This window comes from Mesorhizobium sp. GW821-FHT04C10 (assembly GCF_059420305.1).
Map to the genome: position 1 here is coordinate 4,344,517 of NZ_JBWKTL010000001.1, position 21,129 is coordinate 4,365,645.

Consider the following 21,129-nt stretch of genomic DNA (forward strand, 5'->3'; position numbering starts at 1 on the left):
CCGCCCGGGCGCGAAATCAACCTTTCGGAAGTCACCTGAAGCGATGAACCTGTTCCGCATGATTGGGCTGACGCTGTTGTTCCTGCTGGCGACGCTTTCGTCATCGGGGGCAGGCGAAGCCGATCTGCGTGGCATCATCGCCAAATTCGCGACGGCCAAGGGTTTTTCGGAGATCGGAACTGTCGTTCACGAACTGGCGGCCACCGGCGACCCGGCCGTGGAGGCCCCGCTTTCCGCACTCGCGGATGGCAATCTCTATATCCGCAAGGCCGATTCCCTGGTGTTCGTCGGCAAGGAAGCCGGCGAAACCGTCCAGCTTTCCGACCCGCTGAGCGGTGAAGCGTCCGGCGAGGCGGCCAAGGACGGCATCACCAAGATCAAGGTCAACAACACGCTGCGCCGCGTCATCCGCGACGCGCTGGGCACGCTGACGCTTGGCGCCAAGGATCCGACTGTCCGCATCGCCGCCGCCGACACCATGTTCAAAACGCCCGACGCCGCCAACATAGAGCCACTCGACGCGGCGATCGCCAAGGAGACGGTTGCCAGCGTCAAGGCTCTGCTCGAACAGGCCCGCGCCGCTTCGGTTCTTGTCTCCGACCGTCCGGATGCCGACAAGCTTGCGGCGGTCGCACTGATCGGCGCGCGTGGCGACCGCGATGCGGTTTCCTTGCTCACCTCGGTCGAGGCCAACGCCTCGGGCGCCGTGAAGGAAGCCGCGACAGCCGCAATCGCGGACATCAATTCGACATTGGCCCTGTGGGATGCCGGACAGAACATCTGGTACGGCATTTCGTTGGGCTCGGTATTGCTGCTCGCCGCGATCGGGCTCGCCATCACCTTCGGCGTGATGGGCGTCATCAACATGGCGCATGGCGAGATGGTGATGCTCGGTGCCTACACCACCTTCGTCGTCCAGCAGGTGATCCGCACATCCTTTCCCGGCCTGTTCGACTGGTCGCTGGTGATCGCGCTGCCGCTTGCCTTCCTGGTCGCCGCACTGGTTGGTCTTGCCATAGAACGCGGCGTCATCCGCTTTCTCTACGGCCGACCGCTGGAGACGCTGCTGGCGACATGGGGTGTATCGCTGATCCTGCAGCAGGCGGTGCGCTCGATCTTCGGGCCGACCAACCAGGAGGTCGGCAATCCCTCCTGGATGTCGGGTTCGTTCGATGTCGGCCAGTTGGCCATCACCTGGAACCGTCTGTGGATCCTCGTTTTCGCGCTCACCGTCTTCGGCGTGTTGCTCTACGTGATGAAGCGTACGCCCTGGGGCCTCCAGATGCGGGCCGTCACCGCCAACCGCCGCATGGCCGCCTCGATGGGCATCAGGACGCCATGGGTCGACGCGCTGACCTTCGCGCTCGGGTCCGGCATTGCCGGCATCGCCGGCGTCGCACTCAGCCAGATCGACAATGTCTCGCCCAATCTCGGCCGCGGCTACATCATCGACAGCTTCATGGTCGTCGTCTTCGGCGGTGTCGGCAATCTGTGGGGCACGCTGGTCGGCGCCTTCTCGCTCGGCATCGTCAACAAGTTCCTCGAGCCCTATGCCGGCGCGGTTCTCGGCAAGATCGTCGTGCTGGTGCTGATCATCCTGTTCATCCAGAAGCGGCCACGCGGCCTGTTCGCGCTCAAGGGCAGGGCGGTGGAAGCATGATCACGGGACACTTCTTCGCCGCCGGCGCGGACCGCCGCATCGCTATCACCATTTTCGTCCTGTTGGCGGCGGCCATCATCGTGCCGCTGCTCAACCTTGCTGTTTCTCCGGCAAGCGCGTTCTACATCCCGCCCTATATCGTGGCGCTGACCGGCAAATATCTCTGCTATGCGCTGTTGGCGCTCTCGCTTGACCTGGTCTGGGGTTATTGCGGCATCCTTTCGCTTGGCCACGGCGCCTTCTTCGCGCTCGGCGGTTACGCGATGGGCATGTATCTGATGCGCCAGATCGGCTCGCGCGGCGTCTATGGCAATCCGATCCTGCCGGATTTCATGGTGTTCCTGAACTACAAGGAATTGCCCTGGTTCTGGTATGGCTTCGACCATTTCTGGTTCGCTGCGGTCATGGTGCTTGCCGTGCCCGGCCTGCTTGCCTTCGTCTTCGGCTGGTTCGCCTTCCGCAGCCGCGTCACCGGCGTCTATCTCTCGATCATCACCCAGGCGATGACCTATGCGCTGCTGCTGGCCTTCTTCCGCAACGACATGGGTTTCGGCGGCAATAACGGGCTGACCGATTTCAAGGATATTCTGGGCTTCAACGTGCAGGCCGATGCGACCCGTTCGGCCCTTTTCGCCGTCAGCGCGGTGATGCTGGCGCTGGCCGTGTTCGTCACCTGGGCGATCGTCGGTTCCAAATACGGCAAGCTCCTGATGGCGGTGCGCGATGCCGAGAGCCGCACGCGCTTCCTTGGCTGGCGGGCGGAGAACGTGAAACTGTTTGCCTTCACCGTCTCGGCCGTCATGGCCGGCATTGCCGGCGCGCTCTACGTGCCGCAGGTCGGCATCATCAATCCCGGCGAATTCGAGCCGTCCAATTCGATCGAGGTGGTGATCTGGGCGGCCGTCGGCGGGCGTGGCACCATTGTCGGGCCGATCATCGGCGCGCTGCTGGTCAATGCCGGCAAGTCCTGGTTCACCGGCGTGCTGCCGGAACTCTGGCTGTTCGCGCTGGGCGGGCTGTTCGTCGCCGTCACGCTGCTCTTGCCGAAGGGGATAATCGGCATGTGGGATTCCTGGCGCGGCAACGCCAGGGCGCTGCGGGCCGCATCGCTGGCCGAAGAGGCCGGCACCGATGGCGACCCGGCGCCAGCGAAGATCGTTCGCAGCGCGGCGACAAAGCCCGGAGACTGGTCGTCGTCCAGCCCCGAACCGCAGCCGGCGGAGTAAGCGATGTCGAAGTCGAACACCATCCTTTATCTCGACGGCGTCTCGGTCTCCTTCGACGGTTTTCGCGCCATCAACAACCTGTCTCTTGTGCTCGACAAGGGAGAGATGCGCGCCATCATCGGCCCCAATGGCGCCGGCAAGACGACGATGATGGACATCGTGACCGGCAAGACGCGACCCGACGAAGGCGAGGTGTTCTTCGACGGCCAAGTGGATCTCACAAGGCATGACGAGGCCGAGATCGCCATGATGGGCATCGGCCGCAAATTCCAGAAGCCGACGGTGTTCGAGAGCCACACGATCGAGGAAAATCTGATGCTGGCGCTGAAGGGGCCGCGTTCGATCTTCCCGGCGCTGTTCCACCGCCGCTCCGCCGCCGAGGCGCGCCAGATCGACGATATTCTTGGCATCATACGGCTGGGCGACAAACGCAACGAACTGGCGGCCAACCTCAGCCACGGCCAGAAGCAGTGGCTGGAGATCGGCATGCTCCTGGCACAGGATCCGAAGCTGCTTCTGGTCGACGAACCGGTGGCCGGGATGACCGATGCCGAGACCGAGGAGACCGCGCGGCTGCTCAAGGACATTGCGCGCGACCATTCGGTCATTGTCGTCGAGCACGACATGCATTTCGTGCGCGAACTCGGCGTCAAGGTGACCTGCCTGCATGAGGGCTCGGTGCTCTCGGAAGGCACACTCGATTTTGTCTCGGCCGACGAACGTGTCGTCGAAGTCTATCTGGGGAGGTGAGCATGGTCTGGCGGGTCCAATTCCATCGCTTCGATCTGGCCTTTCTCCGGTTCTGGAAAAGGCGCTGAGACATGCTCGAGGTTTCAAACGCCACGCTCCACTATGGTGCCGCCCAGGCGTTGCGTGGTGTTTCGCTGAAGGCGGGCGCCGGCAAGATCACCTGCGTGCTCGGCCGCAACGGCGTCGGCAAGACCAGTTTGATGAGATCGATCGTTGGCCATCATCGGCTGACGAGCGGAAGCGTTGCCTTCGAGGGGAAGGCGCTCGACCGGAGCGCGGCGTATGACCGCGCCCGGTCGGGCATCGCATTCGTACCGCAGGGCAGGGAGATATTTCCCCTGCTCACGGTGCGGGAGAACCTGGAATCGGGTTTTGCGCCATTGAAGCGTGCCGACCGCAACGTGCCGGCGCATGTCTTCGAGCTGTTTCCGGTGCTGAAGCAGATGCTTGGCCGCCGTGGCGGCGATCTTTCCGGCGGCCAGCAGCAGCAACTCGCCATCGGCAGGGCGCTGGTGATGCGGCCGAAGCTTCTGGTGCTGGATGAGCCTACAGAAGGGATCCAACCATCGATCATCAAGGATATCGGCCGCGCCATCCGCTACCTGCGCGACCAGGCCGGCATCGCGGTTCTGCTGGTCGAACAGTATCTCGACTTCTGTCGCGAGCTTGCCGACGAGGTCAACATCATGGATCGTGGCCAGATCGTCCACACCGGCCCGGCAGAAGATTTGGACCGGGCTGATGTCCGCAAATTTCTCACGGTCTAGAATCGGCACTGGACTTCAGTTTCCGGTCCGAATTCCTTGGCAAGTCCAATATTTCTTTCATCCAGCCATTCGCGTCTCTGGTGCATCAGGGACTGCATGCTAGTCTTTTTCTTGGCTTTGTGAGTCGGCCGCTTCCGTACCAGTCTGGTTATCGCAGATCGAGGGCGCGGCGAAGGCCGGGCAAGTTCCACGCAAGCAAGGCTTCCTAGCTTCCCTCCTGCGATCTTTGTCGTTCAAACGCGTTTGGGCACACAGGCTAAGGGACAGCCATGGAACGTTACGTCGAGGACTACCAGAAGCGGCGGCTTACCGAACGCGTCGACATCATTGCCGCCATCAACATCCTGAGGTCACAGGGCTGCGAATACGACGACCTGATCGAGGAGATCACCAAGGTCTTCTATGTCGACCTCGATGCCTTCAATGAGATCGTCATGGCAGCATAGATGGGCTGGGCCGATAGCCGGCTCGTTTCCTTCCCGACCTGGCTGACATCCACTGCCATCAATCCGGCCCGGGCGATGCCATGCGTTCCAGCAGCGCGATCGCTGCTGCCAGCGTCTCGCGGTCGTCCTCGTCCAGAATGTTCTCCAGCCGGACTGCAATCCAACGCGCCCGTGCGGATCGCGATTGCCTCAGTTCAACCATGCCGTCCTCCGAAAGACGATACAGCCGCTCCCGTCCGTCCCGGGGGCTCGGCTCGCCGGTGACAAGCCCCCCGACTTCCATGTCCGACAGGACCTTGCGCGCGCTCTGATGGGTGACCGCTCGCGCTTTCGCCACCATTGCCGCGCTGAGCGGACCCTTGCGATCCAGGAGGCCAAGCGTCTCCGACCTTGCATCCGAAGGCGTTCCGGCGCATTCGCGCGTCCGCCTGACAAAAGAACCGATGGCTGCCCTCAGGCGCTCGGCAAGCTCGAAATTCGCGCTATTCGTCATGTCATCGAATTTCCTGTCTCCGGCTGATCCAACCAATCGCATCAGCACGGGGCCGATGCAACGGGCCATCCGGCACATGCACATAGGGATTGAACTCCGGTCGGGAATATATACAGTATGGCTGTATTGTTTTGCGAGGTAAATCATGCCCAAACCCAATCCGAAAGAGATCGTCCGGCGCTTCAATGCAGAGGTGATCGAAGAGGGCAACGCACAGAGCTTTGCCGAGTTGATGGCCGCGGATTTCGTCAATCACGCGGCTCCGCCCGGATCGCCCAATGGGCCGGAAAGCATGTGGAGCACCTTCGAAAACATCCTCCGACCGGCGATTTCGGAATTGCGCGTCAGGATCGAGGACCAGATCGCCGAGGGCGACATGGTGACGACGCGCAAGTCCGTCACCGGTATCCTCACAGGGCGATTGCTGGGAGCCGGTCCGACGAATGCGCCGATCGCCATCGATGTCATCGACATCGTGCGCGTCCGCGACGGCCGCTACGCCGAACACTGGGGCATGAACAATCTGGCCGGCGTCGTGGCCGCGATCCGGGGGGCGACGCATGAAGAGGTCGCCTCTTAGCCGCGAGATCGTCGAACGAGCAAACTCAACAGGGAGCAGATGATGGTCGAGACCGTCCTATGGCAGCGCTTCGAGGGGGCTATCTTGTTCGGGGCAGGTCTCCTGCTCTTCTGGCACGGCAATGGGTCGATACCATGGTGGGGAGCGCTGCCGGCGTTTTTCGCTCCCGACCTCAGCTTCCTTGGCTATCTTCTGGGGGCCAAGACGGGCGCGTTCATTTACAACGCCGTCCACATATACGGCTTCGGCGCGGCTGTGCTTGCAATTGGCCTCCTCGCGCCGGCTCCGCTTCTTGCCGGTTTCGGGTGGCTCTGGATTGCCCATGCGGGATTTGACCGCATGCTGGGCTATGGCCTGAAATTGCCGGAAGGCTTTGACCACACCCATCTTGGCCGCATCGGAAAGCGGCGGTAAGCGCCATCAGCTCGCGCGTCGGAAGGGGGAGGCCGTGACGCGGTTGCGGCCGCCACGCTTGGCGTCGTAGAGCGCCTTGTCGGCGGCGCTGAGCACCTTGTCGAAGCTGAGGCCTTCTTTGCTGCCGAATGCAAAGCCGGCACTGACCGTGCAGTTCAGGGAACCGTTTTCGGTCTCAATCAAGCGCGTCGCGAAAGCGGTCCGGATGCGCTCGGCGGCTTCTTCAACCGTCTCCGGCAGAGTGCGCTTCAACACCAGCGCGAATTCCTCGCCGCCCATGCGCGCCGCGACGTCGGCCTGGCGAAGATTGCCGGCGAGTTCCCCGGCGAACACTTTCAGCACCTCGTCGCCCGCCGCGTGGCCGTATTCGTCGTTGATGGCCTTGAAGTTGTCGAGGTCGAAGACGACCACAGCGGTAAAGGCGCCGACCGGGACATTGCCATGCATGTCGAACAGGGCGCGCCGGTTGAGCAGTCCGGTCAAGGGATCGGTCAGGGCATCGCGGCGATGGTGCCTCGCTAGACGACCCTGATTGAGCGCAAGCGAAAGGGCGCCAATACCCGTCATGCTGGCGATGACCACGATGAGGCTCAGTTCCTCCGCCCAGTTGCTTGGCGCATGCCCCAGGACCAGTTTTCCATCCCAGGCAAGAACCATGGCGCAGAGCGCGAAAGACGTGGCGGTGGCCGAATAGAGCGCGGTGATGCCGATCGTCAGGGCAGGGGCCTCGTTCCGGCACCTCCAATATTCGAAGGCGGTGGCGAACAGAAGCAAGGCCGCGAACGAGTTCTCGAATATGAAGCCCAGGCCGTCATAGCCCAGCGCCATGGGGGGCAGCGTCACCACCAGCGAAAGACAACCCAACAGCGTTCGCCTGACCGGTGAGCCGCCCGTTCTGAACTGATAGGCAGCGCCCAGCATGGTTGAAAAGCCGATCAGCAGGAAGCCCAGCGCGGCGATGCCGAGCAGCCGCCCGGGCATGTCGATATAGGCGTCATAGAAGAAGATATCGCCGACCACGAACACGAGGCTGATTGCCCATGTCAGCAGGAAACGCTCGGAGCGAGCGGTTAGCCACATGCCGAACAATGTCAGACTAAGGCAGGCCGCGGAGAATCCGACAGCCAGCAGAAGCGAAGTGTAGTCGAGCGACATGCCCCTCTTTCCTTGCCGGCGGCGGTTCCAGCTCTGCGGCTTGGCGTCGCCGCATTCATGCAGCAAGGAAGTGTCGATAAGGTTACGATGGAGGCGAAGATGCCATCAAAAGGCGCTTTGCCAAGCGCAAAACGCACAGGTGGCGCCTATGGCATGTGGCCTCTTGCTCGTCAGTCCGCCAACCGTTTCATCAGCGCCATCGCCCCGAAGGGCGCGCGCACCTTGCCCTCGGTGATGAAGTAGACGAACACGTCGCGCGGCCGCACCGGAGCGTCGGTTGCAGGGTCGGCACGCCGCAGGTCGGACGGCTGCTTTCCTTCCGCCCAGATCCTTGCACGCGCCGCCCATTCATCGAGCCCCTTCGGCGTATAGCAGTCGGGATTGTCGTCTGAGCCGGTCTGCAGCCGGGCGTAAATGAAATCGCCGGTCACATCGGCGATATCGGGATATTTGGCATGGTCGGCATAGACGATCGCCGCCTTGTATTTGCGCGCGAGCGCGGCGAATTCCGGCACGATGAAACTGTCATTGCGCACTTCGAGTGCATGGCGAAGCGCGACACCATCCTGCTTTTCCGGCAGCAGTTTCAAGAAGGCTTCGAAATCGTCCGGATCGAATTTCTTGGTCGGCGCGAACTGCCAGAGGATCGGGCCGAGCTTGTCGCCGAGCGCGGCAACGCCGGAACCGAGGAAGCGCATCATCGATTCACCGGCTTCGCCCAGCACACGCCGGTTGGTGACGAAGCGGTTGCCTTTCAGCGAATAGACAAAGCCGTCCGGCGCCTCGCTTGCCCATTTGACGAAGGTCGGCTCCTTGAAGCTGGAATAGTAGGTGCCGTTGACCTCGATGCTCGGCACCTGCCGGCTGGCGTATTGCAACTGCTTGGCCTTCGAAAGCTTGTCCGGATAGAAGGACGTGTCCCAGGGCTCGAAGGTCCAGCCGCCCATGCCGGAGCGGATTGTTCCCGATTTGCTCATTGTCGTCCTCCCGAGTGCAGAAGTCTGGCCAAAAAATCAGACCGTCGTGGTTTCGTCGACCGGTTTTGCCATGTCGACCAGCACCCATCCTGGCCTGTAAGGATTGGGCCGGCGACCCGTTTCGCGATAGCCGTAAGCGAGATAGAGCGCGATGTTCCGTTCCATTTTCGCGTTGGTGTAGAGCCGTATCTCCGGCAGGCCCCACGAGCCCGTCTGCTCGTCGGCGTGTTTCAGCAATGCGATACCGAACCCCTTGCCTTGAAAGGCGGGCGAGACCGCGACGGAGAAGATCATCGCATGGTCCTCATGCCGCTCCAGCGTGATCACTCCGGCAAGTTCGTCGCTGCTCTCCAGCAACCAGACCTCGCCTCGCTCGATGCGCGGCGCATAGTCCTCGGTCACCGGGATCGGCGGCGCGTCGAGTATTGCGCTATAGGGAGCGTAGGCTGCTTTCGTCAGCTTGACGATCGCGGCGAGATCTTCGGAGTGGGCAAGCCTCATGATTGATCCATTCCAGCGGCAGCGGCGATCACCTTCTTCATGCCGGCAACCATCGTCTCGACCGCGGCGCGGCTGGCTTCGCCCAGGCCATGGCGCTCGGCGATCCAGTGCGGATCATTGTAGGACAGCCAGATCTTGCCGTCCTCATCCTCCCACGCCAGCGCCTTCACCGGCAGGTCGATGCCGGCAAGTTGCCTGTCCTGCATGAGTGGTGTGCCACCTCTGGGGTTGCCGAAAATCAGCAACTCGGTCGGCCGCAGCGAGGCGCCGACATCGCGTGCGCCGGCTGCGTGATCGATGCGTGCGAAGACAAGCAGCCCTGCGCGCTTGACCACCTCGGTGAGGCGGTCGATGGTTTCGGTCACGCCAAAACGGCTCTGGACCGTGATGAGACCATCCTCAGCCATCACTCCGCCGCTTCGCGCTTGCCTCCGGGGCGCCGCTCCAGCAATTCCTTGAGGAACTGGCCGGTGTAGCTGCGCTTCTCGCGCACAATCGCTTCCGGCGTGCCCGAGGCAACCAGTTCGCCGCCGCCGTCGCCGCCTTCAGGACCAAGATCGAGCACCCAGTCGGCGGTCTTGATCACTTCGAGATTGTGCTCGATGACCACTACCGTATTGCCCTGGTCGACCAATTCATGCAGCACTTCCAACAGCTTGGCGACGTCGTGGAAATGCAGGCCGGTGGTCGGCTCGTCGAGAATGTAGAGCGTCTTGCCGGTCGCCTTGCGCGACAATTCCTTGGCGAGCTTGATGCGCTGCGCTTCACCGCCCGAAAGCGTCGTCGCCTGCTGGCCGATATGGATGTAGCCGAGACCGACCTGCTTCAGCGTGTCGAGCTTGTCGCGCACGCCGGGCACGGCGGCGAAGAAATCGACACCTTCCTCGACCGTCATGTCGAGCACGTCGGCGATCGACTTGCCCTTGAACAGGACATCGAGGGTTTCGCGGTTGTAGCGCTTGCCGTGGCAGACATCGCAGGTGACGTAGACGTCGGGCAGGAAGTGCATCTCGATCTTGATGACGCCGTCGCCCTGGCAGGCCTCGCAGCGGCCGCCCTTGACGTTGAAGGAGAAACGGCCCGGCTGGTAGCCGCGCGCCTTGGCCTCGGGCAGGCCGGCGAACCAGTCGCGGATCGGCGTGAAGGCGCCGGTATAGGTGGCGGGGTTCGAACGCGGTGTTCGTCCGATCGGCGACTGGTCGATGTCGATGACCTTGTCGAGGAATTCGAGGCCCTCGATGCGGTCATGCTCGGCCGGATGCTCGCGCGAGCCCATGATGCGGCGCGAGGCCGCCTTGAACAGCGTCTCGATGAGGAAGGTAGACTTGCCGCCGCCCGACACGCCGGTGACGGCGGTGAAGGTGCCGAGCGGGATTTCGGCGGTGACGTTCTTCAGATTGTTGCCGCGCGCGCCGACGATCTTCAGGCGCCGGTTCTTTTTCGCCTCACGCCGAACACCAGGGGTGGCGACTTCAAGCGCGCCCGACAGGTACTTGCCGGTGATCGAATTGGGGTTGGCCATCACCTGCTGCGGCGTGCCCTGGGCGATGATCTCGCCGCCATGGATGCCGGCCGCCGGTCCCATGTCGACGACATAGTCGGCATGCAGGATGGCGTCCTCGTCATGCTCGACGACGATCACCGTGTTGCCGATGTCGCGCAGGTGCTTCAGCGTATCAAGCAGGCGCGTGTTGTCGCGCTGGTGCAGGCCGATCGACGGCTCGTCCAGCACATAAAGCACGCCGGTGAGGCCGGAACCGATCTGCGACGCCAGCCGGATACGCTGGCTCTCGCCGCCCGACAACGTGCCGGAATTGCGCGACAGCGTCAGATAGTCGAGCCCGACATCATTGAGAAAGCGGAGCCGTTCACGGATTTCCTTCAGCACCCTGACCGCGATCTCGTTCTGCTTGTCATTGAGCTGGGCCGGCAGGTCGGTGAACCACTGGTCGGCCTTGCGGATCGACTGTTCGGTGACTTCGCCGATATGCTTGCCGCCGATCTTCACCGCCAGCGCCTCGGGCTTCAGCCGATAGCCTTTGCACACGGGGCAGGGCGTCGCCGACATGAAACGCTCGATCTCCTCGCGCATCCAGGCGGATTCGGTCTCTTTCCAGCGCCGTTCGAGATTGGGGATGACGCCTTCGAAGGTCTTGGTGGTCTTGTAGGAGCGCAGCCCGTCATCATACTGGAAGGTGACTTCCCGCTCGCCGGTGCCGCGCAGGATCGCGTCCTGTGCTTCCGCGCTCAAATCCTTGAACTTGTCGCCGAGCTTGAAATCGTAAGCCTTGCCCAAGGCCTCGAGCGTCTGCACGTAATAGGGAGAGGTCGACTTCGCCCACGGGCTGACGGCGCCGTCGCGCAGCGACACGTTCTCGTCGGGCACGACGAGATTGGGATCGATGGCGCGCTGGCTGCCGAGACCATCGCAGGTCGGGCAGGCGCCGAACGGGTTGTTGAACGAGAACAGGCGCGGCTCGATCTCCGGAATGGTGAAGCCCGACACCGGGCAGGCGAATTTCTCCGAGAACAGGATGCGCTCATGCGTCTCGTTCTTCGACTTGTTGACCGAATCCTCGCCGGTCTGGCTGGCGTCGAGCGGCTTGTCGGCGAACTCGGCCACCGCCAGCCCCTCGGCGAGCTTCAGCGCTGTTTCAATCGAGTCGGCGAGACGCGTGGCGAGATCGCCACGCACCACGATGCGGTCGACGACGACGTCGATGTCGTGCTTATATTTCTTATCGAGCGCCGGAACATCCGCGATCTCGTAGAAGACGCCGTCGACCTTTACGCGCTGGAAGCCTTTCTTCTGCAGTTCCAGCAATTCCTTGCGGTACTCGCCCTTGCGGCCGCGCACGATCGGCGCCAGCAGGAACAGGCGCGTGCCTTCCTCGAGCGCCAGCACCCGGTCGACCATCTGGCTGACCGTCTGGCTCTCGATCGGCAGGCCGGTGGCCGGCGAATAGGGCACGCCGACACGGGCGAACAGCAGGCGCATATAGTCGTAGATCTCGGTGACGGTGCCGACCGTCGAGCGCGGGTTCTTCGAGGTGGTCTTCTGCTCGATGGAGATGGCAGGCGACAGTCCGTCGATCTGGTCGACGTCAGGCTTCTGCATCATTTCGAGGAATTGCCTGGCATAGGCCGACAGGCTCTCGACATAGCGGCGCTGGCCTTCGGCATAGATGGTGTCGAAGGCGAGCGACGATTTGCCCGAGCCGGACAGGCCGGTCATGACGATCAGGCTGTCACGCGGCAGGTCGAGATCGACGTTCTTGAGATTGTGTTCGCGCGCCCCGCGAATGGAAAGGAATTTATGGTCGGCCATAGCCGGTCGCCGCCTCAGATCTGGAATTCGTGGGATTGGCGGGTTCTTCCCGGCCATCCCCTATGTAGGTCTTTTTGCCGCCACGTCGAGAGACGCCACAACTCCCGACAGAAGTCGTTTAACCGCCTTTCGCGCGAACGGGCAAGCGGAAAGAACAAAGGCTGAACACGCTCCTGACAAAGCTGTGTAAAAACCTAACCTGGACGTAACCTCCCAGCGATCACGTTTTTCGGTAACCGGCTATTGATGGTTGACGCGGCCGGCGCATGGGAGCAGTCTTCAAAAGTCAGCGAAGCCGGCCGTCTTTCGATGGCCTCGCCGCCCAAAGGCGGCCTGCGAGACGCCGCAGGCATTTGCGATTTGCGCTTCGCGACGGCAATGTCGCAACGGACACAGGAGCGGAGCATGACGCCACCGGACAGTCCCCAAGGGCTCCACGCCTCGTTGGAGCCGCGGCAGGCATAAGTGCCAGGGTTTAGCGTTTGCGCCACCCGACAAACCGTGACTTGCCGTATTCCCTAAAAATCAGAGACTGCTAGTCGGATCGTCGGCTGACGCCGCGAAGCATCCGAAATCAAACGCCGGCAGTACACTCCCGGCAAAAAATGGATTTGAGATCCAGAAAAGCCCCGTCCGTTTGCCCAAGGCACGGCGGGGCTGTTCTTTTGAGGAAATGGCTGAACCGGCCCTTGCGGAGGGCTGCTCACCTCGGGGGCTTAAACCCGCCCGTGGCCATATCGACCGTGATGCTGCCGGAAATCCTGACATCGGTATCGCCGATCTTGAACGTGCCGTTCCCGTTGCTGGGGAATGCGTCGTCGGGTTCCGGCTGGGGAGCCGGCTTGGCGATGCGATAATCGCCGGCCACGCCGGGCAGGGCGCCTTTCTGCGCCGGCGCTGCGCTGTCGTCGGCGAGTGCCATGCCGCTCGCAAGGCTGGCGAAAGTGAGCACCGCGGCGGCGATGACGCGATGCGACGTCCTGGGTGAATGAGTGTCGGCCATTGCAGGATTATAGGGACGAGCCGCTGCCGGAGCCAGACCGGTGTCGTCAAATCTTCGACAACCGCCAGGACTCCGATCTGGCTTGGGCTTAGGCCGCCTTTTTGCGCGTATAGAAAACGTGGTCGACAATGCCCCATGCCTGGGCCTCGCGGGCGGTCATGAAGTGGTCTCGGTCGAGCGTGCGTTCGACCTCCTCATAGCTGCGGCCGCAATGCTGGGCATAGAGTTCGGCCATACGCCGTTTGGTCTTGCCGATCCGCTCGGCATGGCGCTGGATGTCGGAAGCCTGGCCCTGGAAGCCGCCCAGCGGCTGATGCAGAAGGATGGTGGCGTTCGGCAGCGCGATGCGCCGCCCCGGCGTGCCCGCCATCAGCAGGAACGACCCCATCGAGGCGGCAAATCCCATGCACACGGTCGACACCGGGCAACTGACATACTGCATCGTGTCGTAGATGGCGAAGCCGCTGGTCACCACGCCGCCCGGCGAGTTGATGTAGAGCGAAATCTCCTTGTCGGGATTGTCCGACTCCAGCGACAGGAGCTGCGCGCAGACCAGCGCCGAGACGTCGTCGTTGATCTCGCCATTGATGAAGACGATGCGCTCGCGCAGCAGCCGTGAGAAAATGTCGAAGGCGCGTTCGCCGCGGCTCGACTGCTCGATCACCATCGGCACCAGACTGGCAATACCGCTCATTTTCTTCTCCAATTCCGTATTCAGGCCGCGCGCAGCATAAGGCGCGGTGTGTTCGCCGCGATGGGCTTTTCGGCGGCCCCGCGCAGCCCGAGCGAAAGCCGGCAGCCGGCGCCCGCCATGGCAACGGCAGGCATCGCCTTGCGGGAAAATCCGTCATGGACGATGCGCAGATGCGTGCCGCCCGAAACGGTGCGGGCGAGCGTGAAGGTGACGACGCTGTCGAGAGGATCCTGCCGTGCAGGATCGTCCGCCTGCTCTCGCCAGGAATAGCGCAGGAGGCGTTCGGGCTCGGCGTCGAGGATTTCGCACTCGATCGCAGCGTCCGTCCCGGCGAAAGCAAAGCGATTGCCGATTTCCGGCGTGATGTCGTTGGGCATCATCCAGGCGGCGAGCAGTTCCGGCACCGTCAGCGCCCGCCAAACCTTTTCCGGCGGCTCCGCAAGGTCGTATTCGAACTCGAGCGCATCCGAGGCGGCTTCGCTTTGGCTTTCGGCGTTCATTGATCCGACTTCCTTCACTGGTCCATGTCCTTCAAAACCGTCTTCAACCTTTCGATGCGCTCCGGCCAGAAGGTCCGGTAGCGTTCGATCCAGGAGAGCAAGGGGGCAAGCCCCTGCGGATCGGCACGGTAATAGGCGTTGCGGCCGGCCCGCCGCTCGACCACGAGGCCGGCGCCACGCAGCACCGCCAGATGCTGTGAGACGGCCGGCTGCGACACAGTCAGGCCGCTGCGCAATTCCGACACGCTCATCTCACTTGTGGCGAGGCGCTCGAAGACGGCGCGGCGTGTCGGGTCGGCCAGGGCGCGGAAAATCTCTGCTTCGATCATGACAAAAGCATAAGTCGACACTTATTGATTTGGCAAGCGCTGTTTTGAAACCCATATGAAGGTGCCGGGCATTGCTGCCATTCCTTGACAATCAGCAGCAGTGCATATAGGAACGAAAAGGGAACAAAAACCTTGTGGGAAAAGCCAGCCTTAGCAGGCGGCAGACCTGCGCAGCCTGTAAGGTGCTGCGACAAAAATTTGTTTCGGATGAGCGCGGAGAAAAATCATGGCGGGTAGCGTCAACAAGGTCATTCTGGTCGGCAATCTTGGCGCGGATCCGGAAATCCGTCGCCTGAACTCGGGCGAGCCGGTCGTGAACATCCGCATCGCCACGTCGGAAAGCTGGCGCGACAAGAATTCAGGCGAGCGCAAGGAAAAGACCGAGTGGCACAATGTCGTCATCTTCAATGAGGGCATCGCCAAGGTGGCCGAGCAGTATCTGAAGAAGGGCATGAAGGTCTATGTCGAAGGCCAGTTGCAGACGCGCAAATGGCAGGACCAGACCGGCGCCGACAAGTACACGACGGAAGTCGTGCTGCAGAAATTCCGTGGCGAACTGCAGATGCTCGACGCGCGCGGCCAGGGTGAGGGCGGCCAGGTCGGCGGTTATTCCGGTGGCGGCAGCAGCCGCGGTTCCGATTTCGGCCAGTCCGGCCCGAACGAAAGCTTCAACCGTGGCGGCGGCGCTCCCAGGGGCGGCGGTGGCGGCGGTTCGTCGCGCGAGCTGGATGACGAGATCCCATTCTGATCGAAAGCGATACCGAACGGCTGACGTCGCCATATGACTGACGTTACGTGATCGATACGCCCCGAGGGTCCTGCATGGACTTTCGGGGTTTTGCGTTGTTGATTGGCCTGACAGCAGGCGCGATCTGGGACTGAAAGGACAAGGCGGTGAAGGCACGGGTAAAATGGGTCGAGGAGCGCACCTTCGTCGGCGAGTCCGGCAGCGGTCACAAGCTGGTGCTGGGAACGGCGTTCGGACCTGAAGGCAAGACACCGGGGCCGAGCCCGATGGAACTGGTGCTGATCGGCACCGGCGGCTGTTCGGCCTATGATGTCGTGCATATCCTCGAAAAGGGACGCGAGGCGGTTGAGGATTGTGTCGTCGAACTCGATGCCGACCGGGCCGAGACCGAGCCAAAGGTGTTCACCCGCATCCACATGCATTTCATCGTCAAGGGCAGGGCGCTCTCGCCCGACAAGGTCAAGCGGGCGATCGACCTGTCGATCGAAAAATACTGCTCGGCCTCGGCGATGATGGCCAAGACGGCCACGATCACGCATGATTTCGAGGTGGTAGACACGTCGGCGAAGTAGGGCAGTAGGGGCTGCCGTTCACCCCACCATCAGCGCCTTGATGCCGTCGGCGACGAATTGCACGGCGAGTGCCGCCAGGATGACGCCGAGTAGGCGGGTCAGGATCGAGCGGCCGGTCTGGCCGAGGATGCGGTCGATGCGTTCCGACAACACGAACACCAGATAGGTGATGGCCAGGCAGACGAAGATGATGCCGACAAGGGCGGCCTGCGCGGCAAAGCCCTGAAACGAGCCGGAGAGCAGCACCGTCGCTGAAATCGCGCCGGGGCCGGCGATCAGCGGGATCGCCAGCGGGAAGGCGGCGATGTTGTGGATCATGTCCTTGGTGATGGCGACGTCGCCGATCTTCTCCTTGCGGTCCTGCCGGCGCTCGAACACCATTTCGAAGGCGATGAAGAACAGCAGAAAGCCGCCGGCGACGCGGAAGGCCGGCAGGGTGATGCCGAACACCGACAGGATGGAGGCGCCCGCCACCGCGAACAGCGCCATCACCAGAAAGCCGATGACCGAGGCGCGCACCGAAACCTGCTGGCGCTCCTCGCGGTTCATGCCGCGTGTCACGGCGAGAAACAATGGCGCCAGCCCGGGTGGGTCGATGGTCACGAGAATGGTGACGAAGGCATTGAACAGGCTGTCGAAACTCGGCATCGCTGATCCCTCCCGCCGGGCCGAGCCCGCTCCACATTGGTAGAGCAAAGCCCGGTCGGTGGAAACAGTCAGGGCCGCGAAAGCACGGGCTCCCGGCAGGGTTAGCCGGCGGCGTCGCAATAGGCCTCCAGGCGATAGCCGTCCGGGTCCACGACAAAGGCAGCGTAGTAGTTTTCACCATAGTCGGCGCGCAGACCCGGACCGCCATTGTCGCTTCCGCCTTCGCGCAACGCACCGGTATGGAAGGCATCGACGCTGTCCCGCGTCGGTGCGGCGAAGCAGAAATGCAGGCCGGATTTTTCGTCCGCCGGTACCGGCCTCGATGCCTCGTTGACCCATAGTGCGACGCTGTGGGCACCATAACCGAGCGAACCCGGTGACTGGCTGATGCAGCTGTAGCCAAGAGGCCTCAGCGCTGCGTCATAGAAGCGCTTCGAAGCATTGCTGTCGCGAACGCCAATCGAAATATGGTCGAACATGGTTTTCTCCATTGTTACAAAGTGTTGCGACGTCATCTGGCAGATTGACGGCGCGCCAGGAACTCGACTTCGAGGTGCCAGTCCGCGCCGTCGTGCGAGCGCTCGCCAAGCCATCGAAAGGCGTTTTCGGTGATCCGTGAAAAACTCCAGCGCACTGAGGAGCCGGTGCCGTCGGCGCCGACCTGCACGATCGTGTCGCCCTCGGCACGGCCAAGCTGGCGGCTGAAATACTGGTTGCGTGGATCGCTCCAGAAGATGTGCCAGGCGTCCGCGCCGGGATCATAGACGCGTAGCGTCGTGCCGTAGAATGTCCATTTGCCGAGGGAAGGCTGAGAACCGGTGTTCCGCGCGGGCAGGATCCAGACATCCTGGATGGCGCGGCCTTCCAGCACCCAGCCGAAATCCACCTCGCCACGCTCGGTCAGCACGGTGCCATCCTCGAGGTGGCGTGAGGCGTCGAAGGTCCAGGCGCCGACGAAGCGGCCGTAAAGGTTCAGTTTTTCGGCAAGCCCGCCGATCGGTCCGGGACTGTGCAAGGCTTCGGCGAAGGGGGCGAACATGGCTGCGGTCTCTTTCTGTCAGGAGACCGGAAGGAGTAGGCGCTGACGGGGTTCTGGGCTTGGGAAAAACTGCTATATTTCAGCATGACCGCGACGACCCGCACTCTCGCATCCGGACCCGGCTGGCACGTCGCGGACGTGATCTGCACGGCCGGCGCCGGCGACCGGCCGTTCGAGGAGGCCCATCAGGATTTCTGCGTCGCGGCGGTCACCAGCGGCACGTTCCGCTACCGTGCGCAGCAAGGCACGGCGATGCTGGCGCCGGGCGCATTGCTGCTCGGCAATTCCGGCACATGCTATGAATGCGGGCACGAGCATGGCAGCGGCGACCGTTGCCTCTCGTTCCATTTTGGACCGGCCTACATGGAACGGATCGTCGCCGGCGTGCCGGGCGCCCGAACACTCACCTTCGAGGCGCCGCGCCTGCCGCCCTTGCCGGCCTTGGCACCGCTGCTGGCCGAGGCGGAAGCCGCGCGTGAGATGGCCGACAAGGATGCCTTCCGGGAACTTTCCCTGCGCATCGCGGGTGCGGCCGTGGCCGCGATTTCCGGCGCCACGTCCGCTAGGCGCGGACCGAGCCGCCGCGACCAGAAACGGGTGGCCGAAGCCGTGCGGCGGATCGAGCTGGATGCCGAAGGGCCGATTTCTCTGTCGGCACTGGCGGATGAGACGGCGACCAGTCCCTATCATTTCCTGCGTATTTTCCGGCAGGTTGCCGGCATGACGCCCTACCAGTTCCTGCTCAAGACCCGCCTCCACCGGGCAGCGGTGCGGCTGCGCCTGTCGGACGATGCGATCTCGGCGATAGCCTTCGACGCCGGTTTCAACGACCTGTCGACTTTCAACCGCCGGTTCCGACGCGTCATGGGCGAGACGCCAGGCGACTATCGCGCGCGCCGATCAAGCAGTTCCGGCATGCGGGTGCCTCGACGGAGACAAGCTCAATCCGAGGTCGGTCCGCACCAGCCCGGCAGATAGTCCGCGTCCTTGCCCTTGGCGAGCGTCAACGCCTCTTTCATCGCCTTGTCGAAATTCTTCGCAATCGCGTTGCGATCGATGCGCCGGCGCAGGAAATCCGCCCAGATGAATTCGCTGAACGGCGTCGTGTCCTTGGCGAAGCCGCCTTGCCGGCGCAACTCGCCGGCCATGCTCCTATAGGGATCATCGATCAGCTCGCCGATTGTCTTTGGAATTGCCGAGTAGTCGCGGCGCCGGCCGTTCTCATCGAACGGGTGCATCCAGCCTCTGTTGTCGAGCACGAAAAGAAACGCGTCCTTGTCGAGCGCGGACAGGTCGCTGATCACGGTCACAAGAACGTCCTTGACGCCTTCCTCGAGCAGGGCGCGAGCGAGGTGATGGTGATCGGTGACGTAGTTTCGATTTTTGGGCCCCAATACGACCGGCACCATGTGTCTGCCGAGAAAAGCGCCGGTCTTCTTCTTGGCGTCCTGTTCCCGGATCATCTGACGTTTCAACGCAACTTCCCGCATGCCGACCGTTATCTGCGTCGGCCTGAGGTCCTCGACGGGAACCGGCGTGACAATGGGTTCTCGGGGGTCAATCATGGCACTCCATCCTGTTCTTGCTGCTGCTGTTGCCCCGGACCAAGTGATTTGATCGCCGCGTCGACGCTGTGGAATATGCGCTGCGTGCCGACCATTTCAGCGATGCCGAACCGCGCCAGGGCCGCCTGGGCGCGCAGCGATTCCAGCCGCGCTATGGCAAAGGTCGCGCCCGCCTTGCGGCAATGAAGGATGGTGTCGATCAGCGCCTGCGCGGCGGTGTAGTCGATTTCGACGATGTTGCTGGCCTCCAGCACGACCAGTTTCACGGTTTCGTTCCTGGCATCGATGAGATCGCAAAGCCCGCGCTTGAAACGGTCTGCATTGACGAAGGACAGCGGCGCCTGGAAGGCCGCGACCAGCACGCCTGGGAGCTGCTCGCCGGCGCTTGGCTTGCCGGGCGGCCACCAGACGGAAGTCCCCGGCACCTGTTCGAGTTCGATAGGCTGCGTCTGGGTGGCGCTCCAGATCCCGTGCAACAGCGACAGGCCGATGCCGACTGCCACGCCGGTCTCGATGGGCAACACGACGATCGCCGCCATGGTGATCAGGATCAAGGCGAATTCGACCGGCGCCTGCCGGTAGACGCTGGCGAATACCTTCCAGCGCAGTATGTGCTGGGCAACGAACATCAGGACGCCGGCAAGGGCTGCCTGCGGAACATTGGCGAGCAGGCCGCCACCAAAGGCGCCGAGCGCCAGCACGATGGCCGCGGCAATGAGGCCGGACAGTTGCGAGCGGCCACCCGACTGGGAGACGATTGCCGTGCGCGGCGGGCTGGCATTGACGGCAAAGGCGCCGAACAGGCCTGACACGATGCTGCCGGCGCCGGCGCCGACGAAGTCGCGGTTGACGTCGGGGGCATCGTCCTGCTGCGAGGCGAAGGAACGCGAGGTGGCGGCCGTCTGTACCATGACGACAATGGCGATCAGCAGCGCCAGCGGAACCAGCGCCTGTACATCATCGAGGCCAGCCTCCGGCAGGTAGGCTCGCGGCAGGCCGTTTGGCACGGCGCCGAGCACCTCGACGCAGCGATCCCTGAGGTCGAAGACGATGACCGCGAGCGTGGCAAGCACCATGCCGATCAGGGCGCCAGGGATGCGGGCGCTGATCCGTTCCGAGCAGAACACGATCGCGAACACGCCGAGGCCGAGGCCGAGGGCCCAGGGGTTGGTGAGATGGAGACTGCCGGCAATTTCGCCGATACGCCGCAAGGTCTCGCCGCTCTCGGCAGGCAGGCCGAGCAGCCCTGGCATTTGCGAGACGATGATGTGGACGGCGATGCCGGCCAAAAAACCCGTCGTGACCGGCACCGACAGGAGATCGGCGATCCAGCCGAGGCGAAAGACGCCGCTCAGCGTCACGATCGCCCCGACCATCAAGGCCAGCATGGCTGCCAGAGCCAGATAATGCGGCGAGCCGGATGTGGCGAGCAGCGCCAGGCTGCCGGCAAACAGCGGCGTGATGGTCGAATCCGCGCCAACCGAGAGGTGACGATTGGCGCCAAACAGGGCAAACGCCACCGAACCGGCAACAAAAGCGAAGAAGCCGACCTCGGGAGCAAAGCCGCCGAGCCGGGCCGTTGCCATCTGCTCGGGAATGGCGATCGCGGCCAGTGTCAAACCCGCGACCAGATCACCATTGAGATCCCGAGGCTGCCAGCCGCTCAGCGCTCGCAAAGGCAGCCACCGGCTCCGATTCATCGTGCTTGCGGCTTTCGCTTGGGGAAAACGGTCC

Annotated in this window: 25 protein-coding genes; 10 read left to right on the plus strand and 15 right to left on the minus strand. The window is 63.0% G+C overall.

Annotation, left to right across the window (positions count from 1 at the left end; all coding sequences use genetic code 11):
• The first annotated feature begins 43 nt into the window (after nucleotides 1-43).
• The 5 genes from urtB (at nucleotide 44) to AC07UC_RS21025 (ending at nucleotide 4,849) form a co-directional block, all read left to right on the plus strand.
• A complete protein-coding gene (urtB, locus tag AC07UC_RS21005; protein WP_494907297.1) occupies nucleotides 44-1,660 on the plus strand; it encodes an urea ABC transporter permease subunit UrtB in 1,617 nt (538 codons plus the stop codon).
• Nucleotides 1,657-2,886 (plus strand): urea ABC transporter permease subunit UrtC, encoded by a 1,230-nt coding sequence (urtC, locus tag AC07UC_RS21010; protein ID WP_494907298.1) that lies wholly within the window; start codon nucleotides 1,657-1,659, stop codon nucleotides 2,884-2,886. Before urtB ends, urtC begins: the two co-directional genes overlap by 4 nt.
• Nucleotides 2,887-2,889: 3 nt before the next feature.
• On the plus strand, nucleotides 2,890-3,636 hold the full coding sequence (urtD, locus tag AC07UC_RS21015; RefSeq protein ID WP_056576773.1) for an urea ABC transporter ATP-binding protein UrtD: 747 nt from the start codon (nucleotides 2,890-2,892) through the stop codon (nucleotides 3,634-3,636).
• Nucleotides 3,637-3,707: 71 nt separating this feature from the next.
• Nucleotides 3,708-4,403 carry an urea ABC transporter ATP-binding subunit UrtE gene (gene urtE, locus AC07UC_RS21020; RefSeq protein ID WP_013895283.1) on the plus strand — a complete coding sequence of 232 codons (696 nt, stop codon included), beginning with the start codon at nucleotides 3,708-3,710 and terminating at the stop codon, nucleotides 4,401-4,403.
• A gap of 269 nt (nucleotides 4,404-4,672) precedes the next feature.
• Nucleotides 4,673-4,849: a hypothetical protein gene (locus AC07UC_RS21025; RefSeq protein WP_081294751.1), complete on the plus strand. Its 177-nt coding sequence runs from the start codon at nucleotides 4,673-4,675 to the stop codon at nucleotides 4,847-4,849.
• A 58-nt stretch (nucleotides 4,850-4,907) separates the two neighbouring features.
• On the opposite strand, the gene AC07UC_RS21030 is transcribed toward AC07UC_RS21025, so the two are convergent.
• Entirely contained in the window at nucleotides 4,908-5,489 is a 582-nt protein-coding gene (locus AC07UC_RS21030; RefSeq protein ID WP_494907299.1) for a MarR family winged helix-turn-helix transcriptional regulator, read from the minus strand.
• Here AC07UC_RS21030 and AC07UC_RS21035 point away from each other — a divergent pair.
• Both AC07UC_RS21035 and AC07UC_RS21040 read left to right on the plus strand, forming a co-directional pair.
• Nucleotides 5,488-5,922, plus strand: coding sequence for an ester cyclase (locus AC07UC_RS21035; protein ID WP_140773406.1), 435 nt, complete (start codon nucleotides 5,488-5,490; stop codon nucleotides 5,920-5,922). The two genes, AC07UC_RS21030 and AC07UC_RS21035, sit on opposite strands and share 2 nt — an antisense overlap.
• A gap of 39 nt (nucleotides 5,923-5,961) precedes the next feature.
• Nucleotides 5,962-6,336: a DUF4260 domain-containing protein gene (locus AC07UC_RS21040; RefSeq protein ID WP_494907300.1), complete on the plus strand. Its 375-nt coding sequence runs from the start codon at nucleotides 5,962-5,964 to the stop codon at nucleotides 6,334-6,336.
• A 6-nt stretch (nucleotides 6,337-6,342) separates the two neighbouring features.
• Here the strand turns inward: AC07UC_RS21040 and AC07UC_RS21045 are convergent, their stop codons facing one another.
• From AC07UC_RS21045 to AC07UC_RS21085, 9 genes are all read right to left on the minus strand, one after another.
• Entirely contained in the window at nucleotides 6,343-7,491 is a 1,149-nt protein-coding gene (locus tag AC07UC_RS21045) for a GGDEF domain-containing protein (protein ID WP_494907301.1), read from the minus strand.
• 170 nt (nucleotides 7,492-7,661) lie between these two features.
• Entirely contained in the window at nucleotides 7,662-8,468 is an 807-nt protein-coding gene (locus tag AC07UC_RS21050) for a DUF72 domain-containing protein (protein WP_494907302.1), read from the minus strand.
• Nucleotides 8,469-8,504: 36 nt separating this feature from the next.
• The gene (locus AC07UC_RS21055) at nucleotides 8,505-8,969 is read right to left on the minus strand and encodes a GNAT family N-acetyltransferase (protein ID WP_494907303.1); all 465 of its coding nucleotides are present in this window, start codon (nucleotides 8,967-8,969) and stop codon (nucleotides 8,505-8,507) included.
• Nucleotides 8,966-9,376, minus strand: a complete 411-nt coding sequence (locus AC07UC_RS21060) for a DUF302 domain-containing protein (RefSeq protein ID WP_494907304.1) — start codon at nucleotides 9,374-9,376, stop codon at nucleotides 8,966-8,968. The genes AC07UC_RS21055 and AC07UC_RS21060 overlap by 4 nt, the downstream gene beginning before the upstream one ends.
• Complete coding sequence (gene uvrA, locus AC07UC_RS21065; RefSeq protein ID WP_494907305.1) at nucleotides 9,376-12,297, minus strand: excinuclease ABC subunit UvrA; 2,922 nt, start codon at nucleotides 12,295-12,297, stop codon at nucleotides 9,376-9,378. Before uvrA ends, AC07UC_RS21060 begins: the two co-directional genes overlap by 1 nt.
• 703 nt (nucleotides 12,298-13,000) lie before the next feature.
• Nucleotides 13,001-13,300, minus strand: coding sequence for a hypothetical protein (locus AC07UC_RS21070; protein ID WP_140773419.1), 300 nt, complete (start codon nucleotides 13,298-13,300; stop codon nucleotides 13,001-13,003).
• Nucleotides 13,301-13,388: 88 nt separating this feature from the next.
• On the minus strand, nucleotides 13,389-13,994 hold the full coding sequence (locus AC07UC_RS21075; protein WP_494907306.1) for an ATP-dependent Clp protease proteolytic subunit: 606 nt from the start codon (nucleotides 13,992-13,994) through the stop codon (nucleotides 13,389-13,391).
• Between the two features lie 20 nt (nucleotides 13,995-14,014).
• Complete coding sequence (locus AC07UC_RS21080; protein WP_494907307.1) at nucleotides 14,015-14,494, minus strand: SRPBCC family protein; 480 nt, start codon at nucleotides 14,492-14,494, stop codon at nucleotides 14,015-14,017.
• Nucleotides 14,495-14,508: 14 nt separating this feature from the next.
• A complete protein-coding gene (locus AC07UC_RS21085) occupies nucleotides 14,509-14,823 on the minus strand; it encodes an ArsR/SmtB family transcription factor (protein WP_015317709.1) in 315 nt (104 codons plus the stop codon).
• 226 nt (nucleotides 14,824-15,049) lie between these two features.
• Between AC07UC_RS21085 and AC07UC_RS21090 the strand changes: the two genes are divergently transcribed.
• Together AC07UC_RS21090 and AC07UC_RS21095 are read left to right on the plus strand one after the other, a co-directional pair.
• Nucleotides 15,050-15,571, plus strand: coding sequence for a single-stranded DNA-binding protein (locus tag AC07UC_RS21090; protein WP_056576800.1), 522 nt, complete (start codon nucleotides 15,050-15,052; stop codon nucleotides 15,569-15,571).
• A gap of 146 nt (nucleotides 15,572-15,717) precedes the next feature.
• On the plus strand, nucleotides 15,718-16,143 hold the full coding sequence (locus AC07UC_RS21095) for an OsmC family protein (protein WP_140773425.1): 426 nt from the start codon (nucleotides 15,718-15,720) through the stop codon (nucleotides 16,141-16,143).
• Between the two features lie 18 nt (nucleotides 16,144-16,161).
• Here the strand turns inward: AC07UC_RS21095 and AC07UC_RS21100 are convergent, their stop codons facing one another.
• The 3 genes from AC07UC_RS21100 to AC07UC_RS21110 all read right to left on the minus strand — a co-directional run bounded on the left by AC07UC_RS21100 (nucleotide 16,162) and on the right by AC07UC_RS21110 (nucleotide 17,830).
• On the minus strand, nucleotides 16,162-16,791 hold the full coding sequence (locus AC07UC_RS21100; protein ID WP_140773427.1) for a MarC family protein: 630 nt from the start codon (nucleotides 16,789-16,791) through the stop codon (nucleotides 16,162-16,164).
• 101 nt (nucleotides 16,792-16,892) lie between these two features.
• Nucleotides 16,893-17,270: a VOC family protein gene (locus tag AC07UC_RS21105; protein WP_494907308.1), complete on the minus strand. Its 378-nt coding sequence runs from the start codon at nucleotides 17,268-17,270 to the stop codon at nucleotides 16,893-16,895.
• 32 nt (nucleotides 17,271-17,302) lie between these two features.
• Nucleotides 17,303-17,830 carry a hypothetical protein gene (locus AC07UC_RS21110; RefSeq protein ID WP_494907309.1) on the minus strand — a complete coding sequence of 176 codons (528 nt, stop codon included), beginning with the start codon at nucleotides 17,828-17,830 and terminating at the stop codon, nucleotides 17,303-17,305.
• Nucleotides 17,831-17,914: 84 nt separating this feature from the next.
• Between AC07UC_RS21110 and AC07UC_RS21115 the strand changes: the two genes are divergently transcribed.
• Nucleotides 17,915-18,808: a helix-turn-helix transcriptional regulator gene (locus tag AC07UC_RS21115; RefSeq protein ID WP_246683136.1), complete on the plus strand. Its 894-nt coding sequence runs from the start codon at nucleotides 17,915-17,917 to the stop codon at nucleotides 18,806-18,808.
• On the opposite strand, the gene AC07UC_RS21120 is transcribed toward AC07UC_RS21115, so the two are convergent.
• Both AC07UC_RS21120 and AC07UC_RS21125 read right to left on the minus strand, forming a co-directional pair.
• The gene (locus AC07UC_RS21120; protein ID WP_140773433.1) at nucleotides 18,772-19,395 is read right to left on the minus strand and encodes a ParB-like protein; all 624 of its coding nucleotides are present in this window, start codon (nucleotides 19,393-19,395) and stop codon (nucleotides 18,772-18,774) included. The two genes, AC07UC_RS21115 and AC07UC_RS21120, sit on opposite strands and share 37 nt — an antisense overlap.
• Complete coding sequence (locus AC07UC_RS21125; RefSeq protein ID WP_494907310.1) at nucleotides 19,392-21,095, minus strand: SulP family inorganic anion transporter; 1,704 nt, start codon at nucleotides 21,093-21,095, stop codon at nucleotides 19,392-19,394. Before AC07UC_RS21125 ends, AC07UC_RS21120 begins: the two co-directional genes overlap by 4 nt.
• Between the last annotated feature and the right edge of the window lie 34 nt (nucleotides 21,096-21,129).

What these genes read in the sequence shown, in the direction of transcription:
- urtB (WP_494907297.1), top strand. Translation starts at nt 44, where the DNA reads ATGAACCTGTTCCGCATGATTGGGCTGACGCTGTTGTTCCTGCTGGCG.
- urtC (WP_494907298.1), top strand. Translation starts at nt 1,657, where the DNA reads ATGATCACGGGACACTTCTTCGCCGCCGGCGCGGACCGCCGCATCGCT.
- urtD (WP_056576773.1), top strand. Translation starts at nt 2,890, where the DNA reads ATGTCGAAGTCGAACACCATCCTTTATCTCGACGGCGTCTCGGTCTCC.
- urtE (WP_013895283.1), top strand. Translation starts at nt 3,708, where the DNA reads ATGCTCGAGGTTTCAAACGCCACGCTCCACTATGGTGCCGCCCAGGCG.
- AC07UC_RS21025 (WP_081294751.1), top strand. Translation starts at nt 4,673, where the DNA reads ATGGAACGTTACGTCGAGGACTACCAGAAGCGGCGGCTTACCGAACGC.
- AC07UC_RS21035 (WP_140773406.1), top strand. Translation starts at nt 5,488, where the DNA reads ATGCCCAAACCCAATCCGAAAGAGATCGTCCGGCGCTTCAATGCAGAG.
- AC07UC_RS21030 (WP_494907299.1), bottom strand. Translation starts at nt 5,489, where the DNA reads ATGATTTACCTCGCAAAACAATACAGCCATACTGTATATATTCCCGAC.
- AC07UC_RS21040 (WP_494907300.1), top strand. Translation starts at nt 5,962, where the DNA reads ATGATGGTCGAGACCGTCCTATGGCAGCGCTTCGAGGGGGCTATCTTG.
- AC07UC_RS21045 (WP_494907301.1), bottom strand. Translation starts at nt 7,491, where the DNA reads ATGTCGCTCGACTACACTTCGCTTCTGCTGGCTGTCGGATTCTCCGCG.
- AC07UC_RS21050 (WP_494907302.1), bottom strand. Translation starts at nt 8,468, where the DNA reads ATGAGCAAATCGGGAACAATCCGCTCCGGCATGGGCGGCTGGACCTTC.
- AC07UC_RS21055 (WP_494907303.1), bottom strand. Translation starts at nt 8,969, where the DNA reads ATGAGGCTTGCCCACTCCGAAGATCTCGCCGCGATCGTCAAGCTGACG.
- AC07UC_RS21060 (WP_494907304.1), bottom strand. Translation starts at nt 9,376, where the DNA reads ATGGCTGAGGATGGTCTCATCACGGTCCAGAGCCGTTTTGGCGTGACC.
- uvrA (WP_494907305.1), bottom strand. Translation starts at nt 12,297, where the DNA reads ATGGCCGACCATAAATTCCTTTCCATTCGCGGGGCGCGCGAACACAAT.
- AC07UC_RS21070 (WP_140773419.1), bottom strand. Translation starts at nt 13,300, where the DNA reads ATGGCCGACACTCATTCACCCAGGACGTCGCATCGCGTCATCGCCGCC.
- AC07UC_RS21075 (WP_494907306.1), bottom strand. Translation starts at nt 13,994, where the DNA reads ATGAGCGGTATTGCCAGTCTGGTGCCGATGGTGATCGAGCAGTCGAGC.
- AC07UC_RS21080 (WP_494907307.1), bottom strand. Translation starts at nt 14,494, where the DNA reads ATGAACGCCGAAAGCCAAAGCGAAGCCGCCTCGGATGCGCTCGAGTTC.
- AC07UC_RS21085 (WP_015317709.1), bottom strand. Translation starts at nt 14,823, where the DNA reads ATGATCGAAGCAGAGATTTTCCGCGCCCTGGCCGACCCGACACGCCGC.
- AC07UC_RS21090 (WP_056576800.1), top strand. Translation starts at nt 15,050, where the DNA reads ATGGCGGGTAGCGTCAACAAGGTCATTCTGGTCGGCAATCTTGGCGCG.
- AC07UC_RS21100 (WP_140773427.1), bottom strand. Translation starts at nt 16,791, where the DNA reads ATGCCGAGTTTCGACAGCCTGTTCAATGCCTTCGTCACCATTCTCGTG.
- AC07UC_RS21105 (WP_494907308.1), bottom strand. Translation starts at nt 17,270, where the DNA reads ATGTTCGACCATATTTCGATTGGCGTTCGCGACAGCAATGCTTCGAAG.
- AC07UC_RS21110 (WP_494907309.1), bottom strand. Translation starts at nt 17,830, where the DNA reads ATGTTCGCCCCCTTCGCCGAAGCCTTGCACAGTCCCGGACCGATCGGC.
- AC07UC_RS21115 (WP_246683136.1), top strand. Translation starts at nt 17,915, where the DNA reads ATGACCGCGACGACCCGCACTCTCGCATCCGGACCCGGCTGGCACGTC.
- AC07UC_RS21120 (WP_140773433.1), bottom strand. Translation starts at nt 19,395, where the DNA reads ATGATTGACCCCCGAGAACCCATTGTCACGCCGGTTCCCGTCGAGGAC.
- AC07UC_RS21125 (WP_494907310.1), bottom strand. Translation starts at nt 21,095, where the DNA reads ATGAATCGGAGCCGGTGGCTGCCTTTGCGAGCGCTGAGCGGCTGGCAG.